Consider the following 21,958-nt stretch of genomic DNA (forward strand, 5'->3'; position numbering starts at 1 on the left):
GTCTTGCCCTTTGTGTGAGGGAAGGGCAAGCGCTGCAGCGTTTCTATGGTTTTGATAGCTGCTGGCGCCTGCTGGAATTGCGGTAGAGGCCTATTTGGCTTGAAGTGTTAGGCTGTAGAGAGGGGCTTGCGAGCGGGGAACAGCTCCAGCGCCCAGGTGGCCAGCGCAACCAGTGCCACGCATAGGCCTGCCATGCCCAGCATGCCCATCAGGCCTTCACCGCCCAGAGGCATGCTGTACAGATACAGGCCTGCTCCAAACTTGGGTACGCCCTGCACGCCCATGAACAGTGCCCAGCGGAAGGCCCAGGCCGATGCCGCCAGGCCCGTGCCCAGCACCAGGGTGTAGCCCTTGGCTGCCAGACGATGCTCGCCGCGCAGCAGGGCCATCACCACAGCTGCGCCAAACACAGCTGAGCCCAGCATGGAGATGCGCCAGACAGGGAACTCATTGAACAGACGTACAGCCATGTCAAATGAAGGGCTCTGGCCCGCGATGCCTGCAATTCCCCAGGTCAGGGCGCTGGCAATCAGGCCGGTGGTCAGCCACAGGCCCAGATTGCGCAGCCCTTGCAGGGCTGCCGCATCGGGCTGCAAGGATCGGGGCAGAAAGCGGTAGAGCACAAAGCCCATGCCCACGGTGGCCAGCCAGCCGCTGAGTGCCAGATTGATCGGTACCCACAGCGTGTTCCACAGCGGGCGCGAGCGGATGACCATGATTTCGGCACCCGTGTAGACCACGATGCTGAGCGTGGACAGCACCAGTACAGGCACCAGCAGGCGCATCAACCGCTGCTCACCCCGCCACCACAACGCGCACATCAACACGCACAGCCCGACAAACGTGGGCATGAGCATGGCACCCAGGCTCATCCACGACCAGGGCGTGAGGTGGGCATAGAAATGCCAGAAGCGCGCAGGCTGGTGCAGGTCGGCCAGCAGGGCCACAGGTGCTGCAATCGCACTCATGGCCAGCACCAGCACGGCAGTGGGCAGCAGGCGCTGGAGCAAGCCTTGGGCTGGGCCGAACGCACAGACCGAAGTCAACAGTGCGGCCCCCGTGGCCATGCCGACTAGAAAGAAATACTGCACGGCCCAAGGCAGCCATGCCGCTTCGTAGGCCGGGGTCAGGAGTTCAATGATTTGCATGAGGGCACTCCATTCACAGATGTTCGGCAACAAGGCGAACCGTGGCCTGACCATCGACACCGTTCACAAACTCATCGGGCAGGCCGATGTAGAAGACGTGCGGCTTGGTCTTCATGCCGGGTTTGAGGACCTTGATGTCGTCCTTGTGAGCATTGATGCGTTGGTTGATTTCGCTGTGCGCGTCGTTCAGGTCGCCAATCACGCGCGCGCCTCCCACGCAGCTTTCCACGCAGGCGGGCAGCAGACCGGCTTCCAGGCGGTGTTCACAGAAGGTGCATTTGTCGGCGGTCTGCGTTTCGTGATTGATGAAGCGCGCGTCGTAGGGGCAGGCCTGCACGCAATAGCCGCAGCCCACGCAGCGCTCGTTGTCGACAAGAACAATCCCGTCGGTGCGCTGAAATGTGGCCTGCACCGGGCAGACGGGCACGCAAGGCGGTTCGTCGCAGTGGTTGCACAGCCGCGGCAGACTGACCATGGCGGCAGCCGTGTCGCCGGACTGGTCGATTTCGTACTGCAGCACCGTGGTGCGGAATTGGCCGATGGGGGGCTGGTTTTCGACCGAGCAGCTCACCGTGCAGGCCTGGCAGCCAATGCATTTGCGCATATCGACCAGCATGCCGAAGCGCTTGCCTTCCATGCCGGGTCGGCGCAGGGGCTGGAAGCTGGGGTCGCCGGGCAGCGCTGCGCGGGCGCTGCCTGCAACGCCGAGGCTGGCGGCCATGGCAATCAAGTCCTGCAAAAAACCGCGCTTGGTGGGCGCTGTCACTGCCTGCTGAGGTGTCCGGGCAATGGATGGAGTGCTGCAGGTGCAGGCCGAGCTGCTGGTTGAGCAGTCGGAGAGTTCTCGTTTCTGAAGTGGCATGGCCCTTCCTTTCATCGTCGCACTGGCACCAGAAAACCCTGATGCTTTAAACATAAAAGAGTATTAAATTTTTATCTTTTATGTCTAATTGACTATATGAAAGTTGCCGTTTGCGCTACTTGATTTGAGTCAAGTCTTCGCTTGCCAAAGAGTTCTTTGAATGAAAATCTCGCAAGAAGATGACTTGCCGCCGAGCATGCAGTCACTTTATTAATGAACTGTTAAGCAATCAGTGTGTTGTCGTATGTAATCCGCTTTGCTCAGTGGCATGTGCTGGAAATCCAGCGATGCATGCACGGCATGCCTGAGTGCAGGCTGAATTTCATCTGCTGCGCCACCGCAAAGGCTGCCGCAGCAAGCAGGAGGTGTGGGGCCTTGAACAGCTTCATATTCCTTGACGTGAGGCAGTTTCGCTGCTGTCCGACAGTGCTGCGGGCCCGTGAGATTCTTGGAGGCGGTGCGTTTTCTGTAAGATGTTCACATGCTGCAGGTTTTATGAGCGGCCGGCCCTGATGCTTGCTGCTTTGCAGCTATCTTGGTGCACTGCCCAGTGCATGCGATATTCCAATTTCGTCACATTGAAAGGATCGATATGTCACGCTCTGTTTCCGACGCCGTTTCCACCGCCCAAGACGATCTGGAAAAACTGGTCAGCGATCTGCGCGGTCTGCTGTCTGCCCGTGAACTGGACAAGGTTCCCGAAATCAGCGCGCTGCGTCAGCGCATCGACGACAGCATGGTCAACGTGCGCGAATCTGCTGTGCGTGCCGCTCAGGATGCCGCTCGCCAGGCGCGTGAGGCTGCCGATGTGGCCGATCGTTACGCTCACGATGAACCCTGGCGCGTCGCCGGTGCAGCGCTGGCAGTCGGCGCTCTGCTGGGCTTCATGCTGGGTCGTCGCTAAGCATTGCCGAGTTGCAAAAGGACAAGTGCCTGTGAATTTGATTTCACTACTAGGTCTTGATTCCCTGATGGAGCGCTGGCGTGCCAACCTGAACGAGGCTGCGATTGCGGCCGAAGATCGGGTTGATCTTGCCCAGCTTGAATGGCAGCAGCACAAGCGCAGCATGCAGACGCTGGCGGTGCTGGCCATTGTGCTGGGCGCACTCACCGTGGTCGTGCTCATTGTTCTGTCCATGGCTGTGCTCGTGCAGTTCTGGGACAGCGAGCATCGCCGGCTGGTGGCTTGGCTGCTGGTCGGTGGCTGGGTTCTGATCTGGGGCCTGGGGCTGTGGCGTCTGCTGGCAGCCGTCAGGCAACTGTCCAGTCCCTTCAGGCTGACACGGCGCGAGCTCAGATCGGACTGGCAAGCGCTGAAGGAGAAGATTTAGCATGAATAGCGTCTCTCCCGATTCGCGATCCGCGGAGTTGGAGCCCGTCAAGCCTGCAGGCATGGATGCTCTGCTTTGGAATGAGGCGACCGCCGAGCAGAAACTGGTGCTTTTGCGCATTGCCAAGCAGCGTGCACGCATCAAGGCCAGAGCTGCTGCCAAGGCTCAGGCGCTAGCCCTGGGCAGGGCGCAGACCTCGCATGTGGACGCGGATGCTCCCTTGCCCGAGCGCCTGTTGTCGTTCGCGCGCCTGCATCCGCTGGCAACGGCCGCAGCGGGCGGCTTGCTCATGGTTCTGGGGCCAGGCAAGCTGATTCGCTGGGGCAGCGCTGCGCTGCCCTGGATCCTCAAGCTGCAGCAACGCGCGCGCGGCTGAATGGTCCTGAAAAAACAGCCCGTCAGGCGCATGCTTGACGGGCTGTTTCTTTTGCCGCGGTAAGGCCACGCGTCATGTCCAGTGCCACATCAGTGCATATGGGCGATGGCCTGGGCTGCTTCGGTGACCAGGTCGGGACCGCGATAGATCAGGCCGCTGTAGATCTGTACCACATCGGCGCCCGCGCGGATCTTGCTCACGGCATCAGCGCCGCTCAGGATACCGCCCACGCCGATGATGGGGAAGCGACTGCCAAGGGCTGAGCGCAGCTGGCGAATGATCTGGTTGCTGGCTTCCAGCACGGGCGCGCCGGACAGACCACCGGTTTCTTCGGCATGCTGCAGACCCTTGACGGCATCGCGGCTGATGGTGGTGTTGGTGGCAATCACGCCATCCATGCCGTGGCGCTGCAGTGTTGCCGCAATCACGCCGACCTGCTCTTCATCGAGGTCGGGAGCGATCTTCACAAACACCGGCGTGCGCTTGCCATGCTGGCTGGAAAGCTGTTCGCGGCGATCGGCGACAGCACCCAGCAGAGCATCCAGCGCCTCGTCGCTTTGCAGCGCACGCAGATTCTTGGTGTTGGGCGAGCTGATGTTGACCGTCACATAGTCGGCATGAGGGTACACGCCGTCCAGCGCCTTGATGTAGTCGCTGGTGGCCTCTTCGATGGGGGTTGTGGCGTTCTTGCCGATGTTCAGACCCAGCAGCATGGCACCGCCATTGGCGCGTACTTGCGAGCGACGCACATTGGCCAGGAACGCATCCAGGCCCTCGTTGTTGAAGCCCAGGCGGTTGATCAGCGCATTCTTTTCAGGGATGCGGAACATGCGGGGCTTGGGGTTGCCGGGCTGGGGACGGGGCGTGACGGTACCCACTTCCACAAAGCCGAAACCCATGGCGGCCAGCGCATCGATGCAGCGTGCATTCTTGTCCAGGCCGGCTGCCATGCCTACACGGTTCGGGAACTTGAGGCCCGCAAGCTCGATGGGGTCGCTGACCAGAGGGCGCGCCCAGGCTTTTTGGAGCAAGGTATTTTGACCCTTGGCCATGAGATTCATGGTGAAGTCGTGGGCCGCTTCGGGGTCCATGCCGAAAAGAATAGGACGCGTCAGTGAGTAAGGAATAAGAGACATGGGGATAATCGCAGGATTACCTGGATTTTCCCTCATGACGACATCTGCTGCACCTCTTTCTCAAGATGAACTGAAAACTTTGGTCGGACAAGCTGCCCTGAAATATGTGGTCGCTGGTGAAATTGTGGGCGTGGGCACAGGCTCCACGGTCAACAAGTTCATTGATGCACTGGCTGCCATCAAGGATCAGATTCCTGGCGCCGTCTCCAGCTCCGTGGCCAGTACCGAGCGCCTGAAGGCCTTGGGCATCAAAGTGTTCGATGCCAATGAAGTCACCAGTCTGGCCGTCTATATTGACGGTGCCGACGAGATCGACGGCAACGGCCATATGGTCAAGGGCGGTGGCGCGGCGCTGACGCGCGAGAAGATCGTGGCGGCGCTGGCTCAGCGCTTTGTCTGCATTGCCGATGAGTCCAAGCGCGTGCCGGTGCTGGGTAATTTTCCGCTGCCCGTGGAAGTGATTCCCATGGCGGCGGCCCAGATCGCCCGTCGCTTTGAAGCCATGGGTGCTGACGTGACGGCGCAAATTCGCATGAAGGATGGTGCACCGCTGGTGACCGACAACGGCCAGCATATTCTGGATGTCCGCGGCCTGAAGATCGCCGAGCCTCTGGCCTTCGAGTCCGAAGTCAACCAGTGGCCAGGCGTGGTGACCGTCGGCGTGTTTGCCCACCAGAAGGCTGCGGTGTGCCTGCTGGGAACCGCTCAGGGCGTGCAGACGCTGGAATACTAAGCAGCAAGCCGCTGTCCGAAAGCCACCTGCCTGCACAGGTGGCTTTTTTATGAAATTGATAGCTTCTAACGTTTTATGGGTAAGCGTTAGAGCTTGATTTCATTTGAAATTTATGAGTCCTAGAAGCGCAGACCCGCGGGGTTGTCAGGCGTGTGGGCACCAGGAGCAGGGATTGCGGGGGGCGCGATGCGTGCAGCGGGACGCTCTGCAGGCTTGGCTGCCTCGGTCGCGGCTGGTGCCTGCACGGTCAAGGGCTTGGCTGCGGGAGCTTTGTAGTTCTTCGGCAGCTGGGGCTGCTTGGGGTAGCCGGCAGCGCTCAGGTACTGGTCCCAGCTGTCGGCGCCAAAACCCTTGAGGTGCTGGTTGCCGATGGTGGCAAAGGGCAGGCTGTCCTGCCCGCTGAGCTTTTTGAGCGCCGCCACATCGCTGCTGGTGTCTATGCTGCGTTCACTGAACGGGATGCCGCGGTCTTGCAGATGAGACCGGGCCTCGTCGCAGGGCTCGCAGTCCTTGCCCGTATAGATCGTGACGGGATAGCGGTTGGCAGTCTGGCGCAGCTCGTAGGGCAGTTGTGCGTTGGCCGAAGACGCCGAATCTTCGGCGCTGCTCACGGCTTCGGTGCTGGGCTTGGCGTTGGGGCTGATGGCCCGGTCGGAATAGGTGACCCGCCCGTCGGGGCCTACGCTGCGGTAGAGATTCTGAGCCGGGCTGACTCCGCTCGCCAATGCGGCAAAGGTGGCTACAAGCGTCGTCAGCAGCAGTGCGTTGCGGGACGTCGGTTTCTCGGCCGAAGGCCGGGCAATGAAAGATCGTGGCATCTCAATCTTGATCAATGAAGTGCAATGAAGAGGTCTGAGGGCGCGAACGCCAATGGGCAGAGCATAGCCTGCATGAGGGCTTGTATGCAGCCAGGCTCCGGTCTGTCTTGATCTGGTCCCGGTGCGCAAGTCAGCCAGTGTCAGTCTAGGCCTTCTGCTTGCAGTCACGGGCATAAAAAAGCGCCCTGGAAGGGCGCTTTTTGGGAGGCCGCGCAAGACTCAGGCGGCCTGGCTCATGCCTTGGTGGCGCAGCAGGGCGTCAATCTGCGGCTCGCGGCCACGGAAGGCCTTGAAGGATTCCATGGCAGGGCGGCTGCCGCCGGCCTCCAGGATAGACTCGCGGTATTTGCGACCGGTCTCGGGGTTGGGTGAGCCGTCGGCAAGCGCGGTTTCTTCAAAAGCCGCATAAGCGTCCGCGCTCAGGACCTCGGCCCATTTGTAGCTGTAGTAGCCAGCGGCATAGCCGCCGGCAAAGATATGGCTGAAGGTGTGGGCCATACGGTTGTAGGCTGGCGATTGCAGCACGGACACCTCGGCGCGCACCTGGTTCAGCAGCGCCATGAAATCGTCTGCCGGGTTGTGCTCGGTGTGCAGCAACATGTCGAACAGCGCGAACTCGATCTGGCGCAGGGTCTGCATGCCGGACTGGAAGTTCTTGGCCGCAATCATCTTGTCGTACAGCGCACGGGGCAGGGCCTCGCCCGTGTCCACATGGGCGGTCATGTGCTTGAGCACATCCCATTCCCAGCAGAAGTTTTCCATGAGCTGGCTGGGCAGCTCGACAGCATCCCACTCCACGCCGGCGATGCCCGAGACATCGCGTTCGTTGACCTGCGTGAGCATGTGGTGCAGTCCGTGACCGGTTTCGTGGAACAGGGTGATCACGTCATCGTGCGTGAGCAGCGCGGGCTTGCCGTCCACTCCGGACGCGAAATTGCAGACCAGATGGGCCACAGGCGTTTGCAGCTGGTGGGTGTCAGGGCGCAGCCAACGCGTGCGCACATCGTCCATCCAGGCGCCGCCACGCTTGCCCTTGCGTGCCTGCGGGTCCAGATAGAACTGGCCGACCAATTGAGGGCCTTGTGCGCTGGAGCGCTCGATGCGGTAGAACTCCACGCAGGGGTGCCAGACCGGGGCTTCATCGCGGCGGATGGAGACTTCGAACAGGGTCTCGACAATCTTGAACAGGCCGGCCAACACCTTGGGTGCCGGAAAATACTGCTTGAGCTCCTGCTCGCTGAAGGAATAGCGGGCTTCCTTGAGCTTTTCGCCGATGAAGGCCCAGTCCCAGGGCTGCGGGTCGGCAATGCCGAGCTCAGCCTTGGCAAAGGCACGCAGATCGGCCGCATCCTTTTCGGCATAGGGACGGGCACGTTGCGCCAGATCACGCAGAAAATCTGTGACCTGCTGGGGCGAATCGGCCATCTTGGGCACGACCGAGACCTCGCCGAAGTTCTTGTAGCCCAGCAGCTGCGACTCTTCCAGGCGCAGGGCGAGGATTTCCTTCATCACCGCGGTGTTGTCAAAGCGTTTGCCATCGCCCTCGGCCTGCTCGGAAGCTCGGGTCACATAGGCCTGATAGATCTTCTCGCGCAGTGCGCTGCTCTTGGCAAACTGCATCACCGGCAGATAGCTGGGCATCTTCAGCGTCAGCTTGTAACCTTCCTTGCCATCGGCTTCGGCGGCGGCCTTGGCTGCGGCGATCACATCGGCCGGAACACCGTCCAGCTCGTCAATCTTGGCGTAGTAGGCAAATGCATCGGTGGCGTCCAGCGCGTTCTCGCTGAATTTCTGGGCCAGCTCGGCCGAGCGCGCCTGAATCTGCGCGAAGCGTTCCTTGGCAGCGCCCTGCAGTTCGGCGCCCGAGAGCACAAAGCCACGCATGGCATGGTCCCATGCGGCGCGCTGTTCCTTGTTGAGGCTAGCCGGGTCAATGGCCTTGTACTTGGCGTACAAGCGCTCATCGGCGCCCAGATTGGTCCAGAACTCGGTGACTTTTGGCAGGGCGTCGTTATAGGCCGCGCGCAACTCGGGGGTGTCGGCCACGCTGTTGAGGTGGTTGATGGCCGACCAGGCGGTGCCTAGCTTTTCGGTCGCCACATCCAGCACGGCAGAGATGGCTTCCCACTGTGCGGGGAAGTCCGGTGCAACCACGGTCTCCAGCGCCTCACTGGCACGGGCCAGCAAAGTGTCGATGGCGGGTGCCACATCCGCAGGCTGAATGCGGTCAAACAAGGGCAGGGAGGAGGGTTCGAGAAGTGGATTGCTCATGCTGTATTAAGTGCCGGCAAGGTCGGGAAAATCAAGCGCTCTCAGGGTATTTATTGCTATCGCCTTCATAGCGTCAGCCTGTGGTCAGAAGCGTGCTTGCGCCAGGGCAGTGTGCAAGCGCCACCGCGCAGCAAAGCTCTCGTCCCTCTCGGTCGCTCAGAGCCAGAGAGGGAGGAGAAGCCGCGGAGCGGCTCGAAGGGAGTTAGCCAGCGGCGCGCTCTGCCGATTCCATGGTGTTGACCAGCAGCATGGTAATCGTCATGGGGCCGACACCACCGGGCACAGGGGTGATGTAGCCGGCCACTTCCTTGACTCCGTTGAAGTCGACATCGCCGCACAGCTTGCCTTCGGCGTTGCGGTTCATACCCACGTCGATGACCACAGCACCGGGCTTGACCATGTCGGCGGTCAACACATCCACCTTGCCCACGGCCGCGACGATGATGTCGGCCTGGCGTGTCATGGCGGCTAGATCGGCGGTGCCGCTATGGGTGACGGTGACCGTGGCGTTGGCGGCCAGCAGCATCATGGCCATGGGCTTGCCCACGATGTTGGAGCGGCCGATGACCACTGCGTGCTTGCCGCGCAGATCCTTCATGCCGATGGATTCCAGCATCTTCATGCAGCCATAGGGCGTGCAGGCCTTGAAGCCGACTTCGCCGACCATCAGAGCGCCGGCGCTGGCCACGTGGAAGCCGTCCACATCCTTGGCAGGGGAAATGGTTTCGATGACCTTGTGGTCGTCAATGTGCTTGGGCAGGGGCAGTTGCACCAGAATGCCGTGAATGCTGGGGTCGTTGTTCAGCGCTTCGACACGTGCCAGCAGTTCGGCTTCGGTCATGGAGGCGTCGTACTTTTCCAGCACCGAGTGGAAGCCCACGTCTTCGCAGGCCTTGACCTTGTTGCGCACATAGACCTGGGAAGCTTGGTTGTCGCCCACCAGAACTACGGCCAGGCCGGGCGTGACGCCCTTGGACTTGAGCGCTGCCGCGCGTGTGGCAACTTCCTTGCGCAGTTGTTCGGAGAGGGCTTTGCCGTCGATGAGTTGGGCTGTCATTGCTGGAGTACCAATAAAAAATGCTGCTAGCCCTTGATATACAAGCACTAGCAGCTATCAGAATAGGAGTTGGCTAAAGCGCGAGGCCTGGCCAGTGCTCCTAGGATTATCTCGCGATTGGAATGGCTTCCAATTTCGCGGGGAGCACTTAATTGACGGCAGCAGCCGCCTTGGCCGCAGCGCTGGTTTGGCCCTGCCCCAGAGCGATCTTGAGCAGATCGGCCACGGTGTTGGCGTTGAGCTTTTCCATGATGTTCGCGCGGTGTGCTTCCACGGTCTTGATGGAGATACCCAGATCGTCGGCGATCTGCTTGTTCAGGCGGCCGGCGACGATGCGCTCGAGCACCTGGGCTTCGCGGCCCGTGAGCTTGGCCAGCAGCGCATCGCGGCTGGCGGCCTGCTGATGGCCGGTAAAGGCTTCGCGGGCGTGATCCAGCATGCGCTCGACCAGACCTAGCAGCTCTTCTTCGTTGAAAGGCTTCTGGATGAAGTCCAGTGCGCCTTTTTTCATGGTGTTCACGGCCATGGGTACATCGCCGTGGCCGGTGATGAAGACGATGGGCAGAGGAGACTTGCGCTCGATCAGTCGGTCCTGCAGCTCCAAGCCGGTCATGCCGCCCATGCGGATGTCGACGATCAGGCAGGCCACTTCACGCGGGTCGTAGCGCGACAAAAAGGTCTCGGCTGAGTCAAAGCAACGCACGCGGTAGTCCTTGCCTTCCAGCAGCCATTGCAGCGAATCACGGACTGCTTCGTCGTCGTCAACTACGTAAACAGTGCCTTTTTTGGGAATCAAACTCATGCAATCGTCCTCTTTATGGGTTCGCTTGTCGTGGTGAGTGTTGTCGTCTCCACACCCGTTGCCAACGGTAGCCAGAATGAGAACCGGCAACCAGTGACTTCGCTTCCATTGTAGAGGTTCTCGGCATGCATTCGACCCTGATGTGATTCGACAATCGAGCGGCAAAGGTTCAGGCCTATGCCCATGCCTTCGCTCTTGGTGGAGAAGAAAGCTTCGAACAAGTGTTCCAACACTTCCGGCGGCAGGCCCTTGCCCGTGTCTTCCACAGTGAACTCCACACCAGGCAGGCTTTCAAAGATCTGGGGGCGCACGCGCAGTTCCACATTGCGTTGACCCAGCGGGCGGTCGGACATATCAATTGACTCAGCACTGTTTTTCATCAAATTGATGAGAACCTGCTCGATGAGGATGGCATCGGCCATTACCGGCGGCATGCGTTCGGCAATATGCGAGGTCAGTTGAACATTGCGGCGGCGCAACTCGATACCGGCGAGCTCCAGCGCCTCACTCACCATCTCGCCTACCTGGGCCAGCGTGCGATTGGGCTCGCTCTTTTTTACGAAGGAGCGGATGCGCTGAATGATCTGTCCGGCACGCTGAGCCTGATGTGCCGTCTTTTCTAGCGCAAATTTCATCTGGTCCGGCGTGAGCGTGCCGTTTTCCAGGCGTGTCAGCATGCCCGAGCTGTAATTGCTGATGGCGGTCAGGGGCTGGTTGAGCTCGTGCGCCACGCTGGATGCCATCTCGCCCATGGTGATGAGGCGGCTTGCGGTCTGGGCTTTTTCGGCCTGTGCCGCCGCCTGTTCCTCGGCCAGGCGGCGTTGCGTGATGTCGGTGGCAATCACCATCTGGGCCAGACGGCCGTCCACCCAGCTCAGATAGCGCGAGCGGACTTCCAGCCATTTGCCTAGGCTGGGCACGAAGATCTCGGCGTTCTCGCTGCGTGCGGCAGTCAGTGTGTCCGTGGGCAAGCCCATGAGGCCATCCTCGTTCTCGGCTTCGGGCTGGTGGCGAATTGGCAGCTTGCCGGCCTGTGCGACCAGCTGAAGATGCCCTTCGGTGTGCGAGCCAAACCACTGGCGGTACAGCTTGTTGGCAAACAGCAGCTCGGCACTGCCCAGAGGAGCCACGGAAACAGAAGCATCCAGCGCTTCCAGCACAATGGTGAAGCGCTCGTACGAGGCAGAAAGTTGTTCGCGAATCCGGTTGGGTTCGGTAATGTCCGTCATGGACGACATCCACCCCGTATGCTGGCCATGGGCATCAATCAGCGGCGATACATACAGGCGCGCGTCAAACAGGCTGCCGTTCTTGCGCTTCACACGTACCTGAAAGCCGCCGACTATGGTCTTGCCCGACAGCTCCTCGCGCAGCTGCGAATGCAGATTGTCGTAGTCGTTATCGGGCCAGTAGGAATAGGGCGGAACCTGGCCGACCAGATCCTTCTCGCTCCAGCCCGTCATCTGGCAGAAGGCCGCGTTCACATAGGTGATGCGGCCGTGCAGATCCAGTGCTCGCATGCCGGTCAACACGGAATTTTCCATGGCACGGCGGAAGTTGGTCTCCGCCACCAGGGCCTCCTGGGCACGCTGACGGCGGCGCGTGTGGCGCCAGGTGGCCAGCAGCAGCCATGCCGTCATGGCCGACAACGTGCCCACCAGCCAGAACAGGCCGCTGCCGACAACGCCCAGCGAGGTCTGATAGGCCTGTGCGCGCATCATCAGTGCCGTGCCCACGGGGGAGACGGGCACTTCGTATTCATTCGCAATGGCACGCCAGTGCAGCAGCTCGGTAGGCGTCTTGCGCGGAGCCAGCGGAGTGCCGGCCAGCACATGGTTGTCGGCATCGCGCATGGTGATGGCGTAACGGGCCATCACTTCCGTGGGAGTGCCATAGCGCAGCAGACTGTCGACCGAAAACTCGGCCAGCAACTCGCCTTGGTAGCGGCTGTTGGCGCTGATGGGCACATGCAGCTGCAGCAGTGGCGGCAACTCATTGGGCTGGGCTTTTTCCTGCACATAGATGGGCTGCAGCATCTCGCGGGCCTGTTCATAGGCTTGGAGGGTTTCACCCTGATGCAGGCCTTCGCCAATGGCACGCAGCTGATCCGTGGCCACTGTGGGGGCGGACTGGCTGTACACAACCTGACGCTTGTCGTTGATCCAGGTGATGGATTGAAGCTCGGGGTACTGGCTGATCAGCGCTTCGGTGCGGCCGTCGAAGTCGGCTTTGCGCATCTCGCGGTTGCCGATGTCACGGGCCATGCGCATCAGTTGCTCCTGGCGTTCCAACAGGCGCAGGCGCACGCGCTGCTGGGCGTATTCCACATCGCGGCGCAGCGCCTCCTGCTCGCGATCCACTTCTTCCGTGCGCAAATACCAGAACGACGCAATGATTGCAGCCATGAACATCAGCACCGATGCCAGCGGCGCGAGCGCGGCATAGCGATCCTGCCGGGTCGGCGACAGGCTGCGCCACCAGCTACGCCACCAGCGCACAGGGGATGCAACGGATTGCGCGCTTTTTACGTCCTCTTTTTCTCGTTCGTGATTGCTTGTTTGCATGCCTCCAGTGTAGGGGAGAGACCAAGTGGAATCTGCGACTATTTCTGTCGCGTAAAAGACAATCTATAGAGGCTTCACTGTATGTGCATTTGCAGCATTTTTTTATATAGTGAAATCACAAAGCACAATTTGAAATTCAAAAAAAATGTGCGAAACTCGCCAGCGATCGACACAGTGAATCGGTTTAATCCGGGGAGCACCCGAAGGTGCTGTGCCACGCGTTATGCGGTGTGGCGCTTGCCGCACCCGTGTGATTCCGCACTCACTGCTTCGTGATAAAGCTACCCCCTCTCGAAGGAGACACTCACAATGACAGCTCAGACTGATCTCAAAGGCGCTGGCTTGCCTGCCGGCCTGGACCAACAAGAATCGCGCGAGTGGATGGATGCCCTCTCTGCGGTGATCGACCGCGAAGGTGCGGACTATGCTCACAAGCTGATCGAGGATCTGCTTGAACACGCTCGCCAGAACAGCGTGGACATGCCTTTCTCGGCCAATACCGGCTACGTGAACACCATCGAAGCTGACCAGGAAGCCAAGTGCCCTGGCAACCTCGAAATCGAAGGCCGTCTGCGCGCCTACATGCGCTGGAACGCCATGGCGATGGTGGTCAAGGCCAACCGCCTGCACCCCGCTGACGGTGGCGACCTGGGTGGTCACATCGGCTCCTTCGCATCGCTGGCCAATATGTTTGCGGCCGGCTTCAACCATTTCTGGCACGCCGAGAACGAAAACCACGGTGGTGACTGCCTGTACATCCAGGGTCACGTGTCGCCCGGCATCTACGCCCGCGCCTACCTGGAAGGTCGTATCTCCGAAGAACAACTGCTGAACTTCCGCCAGGAAGTGGACGGTAAGGGTCTGTCGAGCTACCCCCACCCCAAACTGATGCCAGACTTCTGGCAGTTCCCCACGGTGTCCATGGGCCTGGGCCCACTGATGGCCATCTACCAGGCTCGCTTCCTGAAGTATCTGCACGCACGCGGCATTGCCAACACCGAAAACCGCAAGGTCTGGGTGTTCTGCGGCGACGGCGAAATGGACGAAGTGGAATCGCTGGGTGCGATCGGTCTGGCCGCTCGTGAAAAGCTGGACAACCTGGTCTTCGTGATCAACTGCAATCTGCAGCGCCTGGACGGTCCGGTGCGCGGCAACGGCAAGATCATCCAAGAACTGGAAGGCGAGTTCCGCGGTTCCGGCTGGAATGTCATCAAGCTGATCTGGGGCAAGGGCTGGGACGAGCTGCTCGCCAAGGACAAGGATGGCGTGCTCAAGAAGATCATGATGGAGTGCAACGACGGCGACTATCAGGCCATGAAGGCCAACGATGGTGCCTACGTGCGCAAGCATTTCTTCGGCCGCGATCCCCGCGCTCTGAAGCTGGTCGAGCACATGAGCGACGACGAGATCTGGAATCTGCGCCGCGGTGGTCACGATTCGCAGAAGGTCTACGCTGCTTTCAACGCTGCCAACACTGCCCAAGGTCAGCCTACCGTGCTGCTGGTTAAGACCGTCAAGGGCTTTGGCATGGGCAAGATCGGTGAAGGCAAAAACAATGTTCACCAGACCAAGAAGCTGAGCGACGAGGACATCAAGGCCTTCCGCGACCGTTTCAACATCCCGATCCCCGACAGCCAGATCGCTGATATCCCCTTCTACAAGCCGGCCGACGATACGCCGGAAATGAAGTACCTGCACGAGCGCCGCAAGGCTCTGGGTGGCTACCTGCCACACCGCCGTCAGGAAGCCGACGAGAAGTTCACAGCTCCTTCGCTGGACACCTTCAAGGCGATTCTGGAGCCCACACCCGAAGGCCGTGAAATCTCCACGACCCAGGCTTATGTGCGTTTCCTGACGCAGCTGCTGCGCGACAAGAACATCGGCCCCCGTGTGGTGCCAATCCTGGTGGACGAAGCCCGTACCTTCGGTATGGAAGGCCTGTTCCGTCAGATTGGTATCTACAACCCCGCTGGTCAGCAATACACCCCGGTCGACAAGGACCAGGTGATGTACTACCGCGAAGACAAGGCCGGTCAGATCCTGCAGGAAGGCATCAACGAAGCCGGCGGCATGTCCAGCTGGATCGCTGCAGCCACCAGCTACAGCCATAGCAACCGGGTCATGATCCCGTTCTATGTGTACTACTCGATGTTCGGCTTCCAGCGCATTGGCGATCTGGCCTGGGCTGCTGGCGACCTGCAAGCGCGCGGCTTCCTGCTGGGCGGTACATCGGGCCGTACCACGCTCAACGGCGAAGGTCTGCAGCACGAAGACGGTCACAGCCACATCCTGGCCAACACCATCCCCAACTGCGTGTCCTATGACCCCACCTTCGCTCACGAAGTGGCAGTCATCATGCAGGACGGCCTGCGCCGCATGGTGCAGAACCAGGAAAACATCTTCTACTACATCACCCTGCTGAACGAGAACTATCCCATGCCTGGCCTGGAAGCAGGCACGGAAGAGCAGATTCTCAAAGGCATGTACATGGTCAAGCCGGGTCAGAAGGTTCCCGAGAGCGGTCTGCGCGTGCAACTGCTGGGCTCCGGCACCATCCTGCGCGAATCGTTTGCGGCGCAAGAGCTGCTGGAGCAGGACTGGGGCGTTGCTGCTGACGTCTGGAGCTGCCCATCGTTCAACGAACTGACCCGCGAAGGCCAGAATGTGGAGCGCTTCAACATGCTGCACCCCCTGGAAACCGCCAAGGTTCCTTTCGTGACGCAACAGCTGGCTGGTCATGCAGGTCCCGTGGTCGCATCGACCGACTACATGAAGGCCTACGCCGAGCAGATCCGTCCTTTCATGCCCAAGGGCCGTACCTACAAGGTGCTGGGTACCGACGGCTTCGGTCGTTCGGACTTCCGCTCCAAGCTGCGCGAGCACTTCGAAGTCAACCGTCACTACATCGTCGTGGCTGCACTGCGCGGTCTGGCTGATGAAGGCAAGATCAACGCGACCACTGTGGCCGAAGCGATCAAGAAGTACGGTATCAACACCGACAAGATCAACCCGCTGTACGCCTAAGAACGGGAGATATCGAACATGGCATTGACAGACATCAAAGTCCCCGACATCGGCGACTTCTCCGAAGTTGGCGTGATCGAAGTGCTGGTCCAGGTGGGTGACACCATCAAGGTCGAGCAGTCCCTGCTGACCGTGGAATCCGATAAGGCTTCCATGGAGATCCCTTCCAGCCACGCTGGCGTGGTCAAAGAGATCAAGGTCGCTCTGGGTGACAAGGTCAAGGAAGGCTCCGTGATCGTGGTGCTGGAGACCGCTGATGCGGCACCCGCACCTGCAGCGGCCGCTCCAGCCCCCGTAGCTGCAGCACCTGCGTCCGTGGCCGCCGCTCCTGTGGCAGCTGCACCGGTTGCCGCAGCGCCTGTTGCTTCCTCCACCGTGGACCTGAAGATCCCCGATATCGGTGACTTCAAGGACGTGGCCGTGATTGAAATGCTGGTCAAGGTGGGCGACACCGTGGCCGTTGAGCAATCGCTGTTCACTGTCGAGTCCGACAAGGCTTCGATGGAAATTCCATCGCCCTCGGCCGGCACCATCACCGCGCTGAGCATCAAGCTAGGCGACACCGTCAACATCGGTGACGTGGTCGGTCAGATCACGGTGCAGGGCGCTGCGCCCGCTGCCGCTCCTGTGCAAGCTGCCGCCCCCGTGGCTGCACCTGCTCAGGCCGCTGCACCTGTGGCTGCTGCTCCTGTTGCCTCCGCCCCGGTGGCATCGGCTCCTGTGGCTGCTCCTGCGCACAATCCCACCGTGGCTCCCTCGGGTCAGCTCCCCCACGCATCGCCTTCGGTGCGCAAGTTCGCTCGCGAACTGGGCGTGCCTCTGGCGGAAGTCAAGGGTTCGGGCAACAAGGGCCGTATCACGGCTGACGACATTCAAGCCTTTACCAAGTCGGTGATGGCCGGTGCCGTGCAGACCCTAGCTCAGCAGGCTGTGGCTCCCAAGTCCTCCGGCGGCAACGTCGGTGGTCTGGAAGTGCTGGCCTGGCCCAAGGTCGACTTCGCCAAGTTCGGCGCTGTCGAGCGCAAGGACCTGTCGCGCATCAAGAAGATCTCTGGCGCCAACCTGCACCGCAACTGGGTGGTCATTCCCCACGTCACCAACAATGACGAGGCCGACATCACCGAGCTTGAAGCCTTCCGCGTTTCGACCAATGCCGAAAGCGCCAAGGCCAAGAGTGATGTCAAGGTGACGATGCTTGCTTTCGTCATCAAGGCCGTGGTGGCTGCGCTCAAGAAGTTCCCTGAGTTCAATGCCTCTCTGGACGGCGACACCCTGGTCTACAAGCAGTACTTCAACATCGGTTTTGCCGCCGACACGCCGAACGGCCTGGTCGTTCCCGTGCTCAAGGACGCCGACAAGAAAGGCATTTTGCAGATCAGCCAGGAAATGGGCGAGCTGGCCAAGAAGGCCCGCGACGGCAAGCTGGGTGCTGCGGACATGCAAGGCGGCTGCTTCTCGATCTCGTCTCTGGGCGGCATCGGTGGCACCAACTTCACGCCCATCATCAATGCGCCTGAAGTTGCCATCCTGGGTCTGTCCAAGGGCGCCATGAAGCCCGTGTGGGATGGCAAGCAGTTCGTGCCTCGCCTGATGCTGCCTCTGAGCCTGTCGTACGATCACCGCGTCATCGACGGCGCAGCTGCCGCACGTTTCAACGCCTATCTGGGCGCTGTGCTGGCCGACTACCGCCGCATCCTGCTCTAAGCAGCTGACAGGCAGGCCGATTTTTAGCGAAATCGGCCTGTAGCGCTTATCTGAATTGCGCAAGCAGCTATCTTTTTAGATGCATTGCGCTTCACCTTGCCAGCCCATGAGTGAGATGAAGAACCTGAGACAGCATCCCATCGAGCACCTGCGTGGCGTCATTCCCGGTATCCGGCCTTTTCCGGATGCGGCTGACGTCTTCGCCGAGCCGGTCGAGAAGTACGCGCGGCATTTTCTGCCGCTGGTCAGCATCGACCTGGCGCTGCTCGACGATGCCTGGAGCGGGCCGATTCATCTCGTCGCCCCTTGCGAGCCCTACGAAGGGCAAGTCGGGGAGTGGGGAGGCGAGGAGTTTGGCAACGCGCTGCTCAAGCCTGACTGGCTGGCTTTCAAGCTCAACGAACAAGGCAGGTACGAGCTGCTGGGCGACTGGCGCTACTTCATGCTGGAGCAGGATCGTGCCGACTGGTCGGAAAAATCGCTCGACTGGCGCGAGGTGCGCACCCAGCATCGTGAACTGGTCAAACTTGGGGGTGTACCGCCGTTTGAACTGAACCACGAGTCCAAGTACTCATGGCGCGATGTGATGGAACTGCATTACGCAGCCCAGCACGTGGCATATGAGCAGGCCAGGCGGGACTTCCTGGCCCATGGCTGGAATGCTGCGAACGAGTGGGACGACTCCGCTGAAGTTGCCAAGCTGCCGCTGTATGAGCCAGGCACCGATTGCTACGAAACCAGCTCCGGGCGCTATCTGCTCGGCGTGCTGGGCGGCCCCTCCTGGGGCGGAAACTGGAGCAATCTGACGAATGAGCTGCTGAGCGACACTGGCGCGGACGATGGCATTCACCCCATCCACCCAGAAACTGGCGCGCACTTCGAGTTCATCTGCAGTGCCAATGCCGATGCCTTTGCCGCAACCGGCACCGAAACCCTGCTGTTCTACGAGCCCGAAAGCCGTACCGTATTGCTGACTTTTGACTGGAGCTAAGGCGTCAGCCGCCAGGCTTCAACCCGGAAATATCGTTTTCAGCTGCCCGAGCGAATCGGGCGGCACAGAGACAAAAACCAAGATAGGAGCGCATATGAGCCTCATCGATATCAAGGTGCCCAATATCGGCGACTTCGCCGAAGTGGGCGTGATCGAACTGCTGGTCAACGCCGGCGACACCGTGTCCGTGGACCAGTCCCTCATCACCGTGGAGTCGGACAAGGCCTCCATGGAAATTCCTTCCAGCCATGCTGGCGTCGTGAAGGAAATCAAGGTCAAGGTCGGTGACAAGGTTGCCGAAGGCTCCATTGTGCTGTCGCTGGAAGCCGCAGCCGGTGCTGCCGCCGCTCCCGCACAGGCAGCAGCGCCCGCCGCAGCCGCTCCCGCACCTGTGGCCGCCCCCGTGGCTGCCGCTCCAGCTCCCGTGGCCAGCAACTTTGCCGGTACCGTGGACATGGACTGCGACGTCGTCGTTCTGGGCGGTGGCCCTGGCGGCTACTCCGCCGCTTTCCGCGCAGCCGACCTGGGCCTGAAGGTCGTGCTGGTCGAGCGCTACGCCACCCTGGGCGGTGTCTGCCTGAACGTGGGTTGCATCCCCTCCAAGGCCCTGCTGCACGTCGCAGCTGTGATGGACGAAGTCAAGCACCTGGAAGTGGCAGGCGTGAAGTTTGCCGCTCCTGAAGTGAACATCGACCAGTTGCGCGGCCACAAGGAAAAGGTCATCGGCAAGCTGACCGGCGGTCTGGGCCAGATGGCCAAGATGCGCAAGGTCACCGTCGTGCGCGGCTATGGCAACTTCGTCTCGGCCAACCACATCGAAGTCGAAGAAACCACCGGTTCCGGCCAGGAAAAGACCGGCAGCAAGAAGATCGTTCAGTTCAAGAACGCCATCATCGCCGCGGGCTCGCAAGCCGTGCACCTGCCCTTCATGCCTAAGGACCCCCGCGTGGTTGATTCCACCGGCGCCCTGGACCTGAAGGAAGTGCCCAAGCGCATGCTGATTCTGGGCGGCGGCATCATCGGCCTGGAAATGGGCACCGTCTACAGCACGCTGGGCGCACGTCTGGACGTGGTGGAAATGATGGACGGCCTGATGCAGGGAGCTGACCGCGATCTGGTCAAGGTCTGGCAGAAGATGAACGCGCCGCGTTTCGACAACATTATGGTCAACACCAAGACCGTGGGTGCCGAAGCCACGCCCGAAGGCATCAAGGTCACGTTTGCTCCTGCCAAGGACGGCGTCACCGTGCCCGAACCCCAGACATACGACCTGGTGCTGCAAGCCGTGGGCCGCACGCCCAACGGCAAGAAGATCAGCGCCGACAAGGCTGGCGTGGCCGTGACCGACCGCGGCTTCATCGACGTCGACATCCAGATGCGCACCAACGTGCCCAACATCTTCGCGATCGGCGACATCGTGGGTCAGCCCATGCTGGCGCACAAGGCCGTGCACGAAGCGCATGTGGCCGCCGAAGTCATCGCCGGTGAACTGCAAGGTAACAAGGAGTTGGCAGCTGCCGCTTTCAACGCCCGCGTGATTCCTTCGGTCGCCTACACCGACCCCGAAGTGGCATGGGTCGGTCTGACCGAAGACCAGGCCAAGGCACAAGGCATCAAGGTCAAGAAGGGCCTGTTCCCCTGGGCTGCCTCGGGCCGCGCCATCGCCAACGGCCGCGACGAAGGCTTCACCAAGCTGTTGTTTGACGACTCCCCCGAAGCCCACGGCCACGGCCGTATCCTTGGCGGCGGCATGGTCGGCACGCATGCCGGCGACATGATTGGTGAAATCGCCCTGGCCATCGAGATGGGTGCTGACACCGTGGACATCGGCAAGACCATCCACCCCCATCCAACCCTTGGCGAGTCCATCGGCATGGCGGCGGAAGTGGCGCACGGTTCCTGCACGGACGTGCCACCGGTGCGCAAGTAAGCGTAGTGATTAGGTCTCAGGACCTGCTCAAAATAAAGGCAGCCTTAGGGCTGCTTTTTTATTCTGATGTCTGCTTGCGCTGAATTGGCAAGCGCTGGAGACATATTTGATTGTATTTTTATCTATGCCTGCTGAGCTTCAATGCGCTGATTGGCAACCATGATGTGCATGGCAAGAATTTTTCGCTGCTGTACAAGGTTAGGAGCCCTGTGCTGGCACCGTTCTACGATCTGCTCTCTACAGCGATTTACCCCCAGCTGACGCCCAAGATGGCAATGAAGGTGGGCAGCAAATACAAGTTCAGCGAGCTGGAAGCCAGGCACTGGGAGCAGTTTGCCGAAGAATCAGGCCTCGCCAAGGCTGCGACGCGCAAGCGTTTGCAGCAGTTGGCGAAAGAGCTACCCGCTGCCGCCCGCAAGCTGCAGGCTGCGCCATCGCATGGTAATGCGATCGTGCAGCTGATAGAGCAGCGCTGTGCTTTGACGCTGAGGCGCTTGGCTTGAGCACGCGTGATTTCACGCCTAGATCGGAGCGCAGCGATGCCAATTAAATTTCCCGAACGGGAAATATGTATTTAAATCAGCTGCGGCAAGTTAAAAATTTCCTGATCGGGAAATCCCAAGTTTCATAGCTTCTAGTGGTTGTTGCATAAGTGTTTGAGTCTGATTTGACCGATATTGGATGGCGTTGATTTCAACGCTCGCCACATACCCCCCCTTGATGGAGACCGTCATGCTCATTCCCAGCCTCGATCTATCCCAACCGCTACAAGCAAGCTGCCATTGCGGCGCAGTGCGTTTTTCAGTGCTGCTCAGCGACGGGCTGAACACCGCACGGCGTTGCAATTGTTCGTTTTGCCGCATGCGCGGTGCGGTGGCGTTGTCGGCAGAGCTGAGCGGAATCGAGGTGCTGCAGGGACAGGATGCGCTGACGCTCTACCAGTTCAATACCGGGCAGGCCAAGCATTTCTTTTGCAAGCATTGCGGCATTTATACCTTTCACCAGCGGCGCTCGTCGCCGCATCAGTACGGTGTGAATGTGGCTTGCATAGCGGGCATGAGCCCGTTTGACTTTGCCGAAGTAGTGGTGAGCGAAGGGCGCTCGCACCCCAACGACCGCCGCGCAGGTGCTGCTGCGGGCAAGTCTGTGGCGGCGGGCTGGCTGAGTTACAAGGCGAATCCCTTGGCCGAAGCGCAGCTTGAGGAGTAATT

At 60.5% G+C, this 21,958-nt stretch carries 19 protein-coding genes; 10 read left to right on the forward strand and 9 right to left on the reverse strand.

The window, feature by feature from the left end; genetic code table 11:
- Positions 1 to 107: 107 nt before the first annotated feature.
- The 3 genes from nrfD to P353_RS30215 all read right to left on the reverse strand — a co-directional run bounded on the left by nrfD (position 108) and on the right by P353_RS30215 (position 2,399).
- On the reverse strand, positions 108 to 1,148 hold the full coding sequence (gene nrfD, locus P353_RS25920; protein ID WP_034375998.1) for an NrfD/PsrC family molybdoenzyme membrane anchor subunit: 1,041 nt from the start codon (positions 1,146 to 1,148) through the stop codon (positions 108 to 110).
- A gap of 13 nt (positions 1,149 to 1,161) precedes the next feature.
- Positions 1,162 to 2,010, reverse strand: a complete 849-nt coding sequence (gene dsrO, locus P353_RS25925) for a sulfate reduction electron transfer complex DsrMKJOP subunit DsrO (RefSeq protein ID WP_034376002.1) — start codon at positions 2,008 to 2,010, stop codon at positions 1,162 to 1,164.
- 260 nt (positions 2,011 to 2,270) lie between these two features.
- Positions 2,271 to 2,399 (reverse strand): hypothetical protein, encoded by a 129-nt coding sequence (locus tag P353_RS30215; RefSeq protein WP_269799983.1) that lies wholly within the window; start codon positions 2,397 to 2,399, stop codon positions 2,271 to 2,273.
- Positions 2,400 to 2,602: 203 nt separating this feature from the next.
- Between P353_RS30215 and P353_RS25930 the strand changes: the two genes are divergently transcribed.
- Genes P353_RS25930 through P353_RS25940 form a run of 3 tightly spaced genes read left to right on the forward strand, consistent with a single transcriptional unit; the run spans position 2,603 to position 3,717 of the window.
- On the forward strand, positions 2,603 to 2,914 hold the full coding sequence (locus P353_RS25930) for a glycine zipper domain-containing protein (RefSeq protein WP_034376005.1): 312 nt from the start codon (positions 2,603 to 2,605) through the stop codon (positions 2,912 to 2,914).
- A 25-nt stretch (positions 2,915 to 2,939) separates the two neighbouring features.
- Positions 2,940 to 3,341, forward strand: coding sequence for a phage holin family protein (locus P353_RS25935; protein WP_080750689.1), 402 nt, complete (start codon positions 2,940 to 2,942; stop codon positions 3,339 to 3,341).
- Position 3,342: 1 nt separating this feature from the next.
- The gene (locus P353_RS25940) at positions 3,343 to 3,717 is read left to right on the forward strand and encodes a hypothetical protein (RefSeq protein ID WP_034376011.1); all 375 of its coding nucleotides are present in this window, start codon (positions 3,343 to 3,345) and stop codon (positions 3,715 to 3,717) included.
- A gap of 89 nt (positions 3,718 to 3,806) precedes the next feature.
- Here the strand turns inward: P353_RS25940 and P353_RS25945 are convergent, their stop codons facing one another.
- Complete coding sequence (locus P353_RS25945; protein ID WP_034376014.1) at positions 3,807 to 4,853, reverse strand: quinone-dependent dihydroorotate dehydrogenase; 1,047 nt, start codon at positions 4,851 to 4,853, stop codon at positions 3,807 to 3,809.
- 34 nt (positions 4,854 to 4,887) lie between these two features.
- On the opposite strand from P353_RS25945, the gene rpiA reads away from it, so the two are divergent.
- Positions 4,888 to 5,586 carry a ribose-5-phosphate isomerase RpiA gene (gene rpiA, locus P353_RS25950; protein WP_034376018.1) on the forward strand — a complete coding sequence of 233 codons (699 nt, stop codon included), beginning with the start codon at positions 4,888 to 4,890 and terminating at the stop codon, positions 5,584 to 5,586.
- 119 nt (positions 5,587 to 5,705) lie between these two features.
- On the opposite strand, the gene P353_RS25955 is transcribed toward rpiA, so the two are convergent.
- The 5 genes from P353_RS25955 to P353_RS25975 form a co-directional block, all read right to left on the reverse strand.
- Complete coding sequence (locus P353_RS25955; RefSeq protein WP_052085026.1) at positions 5,706 to 6,404, reverse strand: glutaredoxin family protein; 699 nt, start codon at positions 6,402 to 6,404, stop codon at positions 5,706 to 5,708.
- A gap of 219 nt (positions 6,405 to 6,623) precedes the next feature.
- Positions 6,624 to 8,675 (reverse strand): M3 family metallopeptidase, encoded by a 2,052-nt coding sequence (locus P353_RS25960; RefSeq protein WP_034376021.1) that lies wholly within the window; start codon positions 8,673 to 8,675, stop codon positions 6,624 to 6,626.
- Between the two features lie 202 nt (positions 8,676 to 8,877).
- On the reverse strand, positions 8,878 to 9,732 hold the full coding sequence (folD, locus tag P353_RS25965) for a bifunctional methylenetetrahydrofolate dehydrogenase/methenyltetrahydrofolate cyclohydrolase FolD (RefSeq protein WP_034376025.1): 855 nt from the start codon (positions 9,730 to 9,732) through the stop codon (positions 8,878 to 8,880).
- Positions 9,733 to 9,880: 148 nt separating this feature from the next.
- Positions 9,881 to 10,534: a response regulator transcription factor gene (locus tag P353_RS25970; RefSeq protein ID WP_003055354.1), complete on the reverse strand. Its 654-nt coding sequence runs from the start codon at positions 10,532 to 10,534 to the stop codon at positions 9,881 to 9,883.
- Positions 10,531 to 13,098, reverse strand: coding sequence for a PAS domain-containing sensor histidine kinase (locus P353_RS25975; protein ID WP_034376028.1), 2,568 nt, complete (start codon positions 13,096 to 13,098; stop codon positions 10,531 to 10,533). Before P353_RS25975 ends, P353_RS25970 begins: the two co-directional genes overlap by 4 nt.
- 309 nt (positions 13,099 to 13,407) lie before the next feature.
- On the opposite strand from P353_RS25975, the gene aceE reads away from it, so the two are divergent.
- The 6 genes from aceE (at position 13,408) to P353_RS26005 (ending at position 21,956) form a co-directional block, all read left to right on the forward strand.
- Entirely contained in the window at positions 13,408 to 16,122 is a 2,715-nt protein-coding gene (gene aceE / locus P353_RS25980) for a pyruvate dehydrogenase (acetyl-transferring), homodimeric type (RefSeq protein WP_034376030.1), read from the forward strand.
- Between the two features lie 18 nt (positions 16,123 to 16,140).
- Positions 16,141 to 17,826: a dihydrolipoyllysine-residue acetyltransferase gene (gene aceF, locus P353_RS25985; RefSeq protein WP_034376032.1), complete on the forward strand. Its 1,686-nt coding sequence runs from the start codon at positions 16,141 to 16,143 to the stop codon at positions 17,824 to 17,826.
- A 115-nt stretch (positions 17,827 to 17,941) separates the two neighbouring features.
- The gene (locus tag P353_RS25990; RefSeq protein WP_034376033.1) at positions 17,942 to 18,817 is read left to right on the forward strand and encodes a hypothetical protein; all 876 of its coding nucleotides are present in this window, start codon (positions 17,942 to 17,944) and stop codon (positions 18,815 to 18,817) included.
- Positions 18,818 to 18,911: 94 nt separating this feature from the next.
- The gene (gene lpdA / locus P353_RS25995; RefSeq protein ID WP_034376035.1) at positions 18,912 to 20,747 is read left to right on the forward strand and encodes a dihydrolipoyl dehydrogenase; all 1,836 of its coding nucleotides are present in this window, start codon (positions 18,912 to 18,914) and stop codon (positions 20,745 to 20,747) included.
- 110 nt (positions 20,748 to 20,857) lie between these two features.
- On the forward strand, positions 20,858 to 21,250 hold the full coding sequence (locus P353_RS26000) for a HipA domain-containing protein (RefSeq protein WP_034376037.1): 393 nt from the start codon (positions 20,858 to 20,860) through the stop codon (positions 21,248 to 21,250).
- Positions 21,251 to 21,479: 229 nt separating this feature from the next.
- Complete coding sequence (locus P353_RS26005; RefSeq protein WP_080750694.1) at positions 21,480 to 21,956, forward strand: GFA family protein; 477 nt, start codon at positions 21,480 to 21,482, stop codon at positions 21,954 to 21,956.
- Positions 21,957 to 21,958: the final 2 nt, after the last annotated feature.

Origin of the sequence: Comamonas testosteroni, assembly GCF_000761245.1 — a bacterium.
In the GTDB taxonomy this organism is placed as follows: Bacteria; Pseudomonadota; Gammaproteobacteria; order Burkholderiales; family Burkholderiaceae_C; genus Comamonas; species Comamonas testosteroni_C.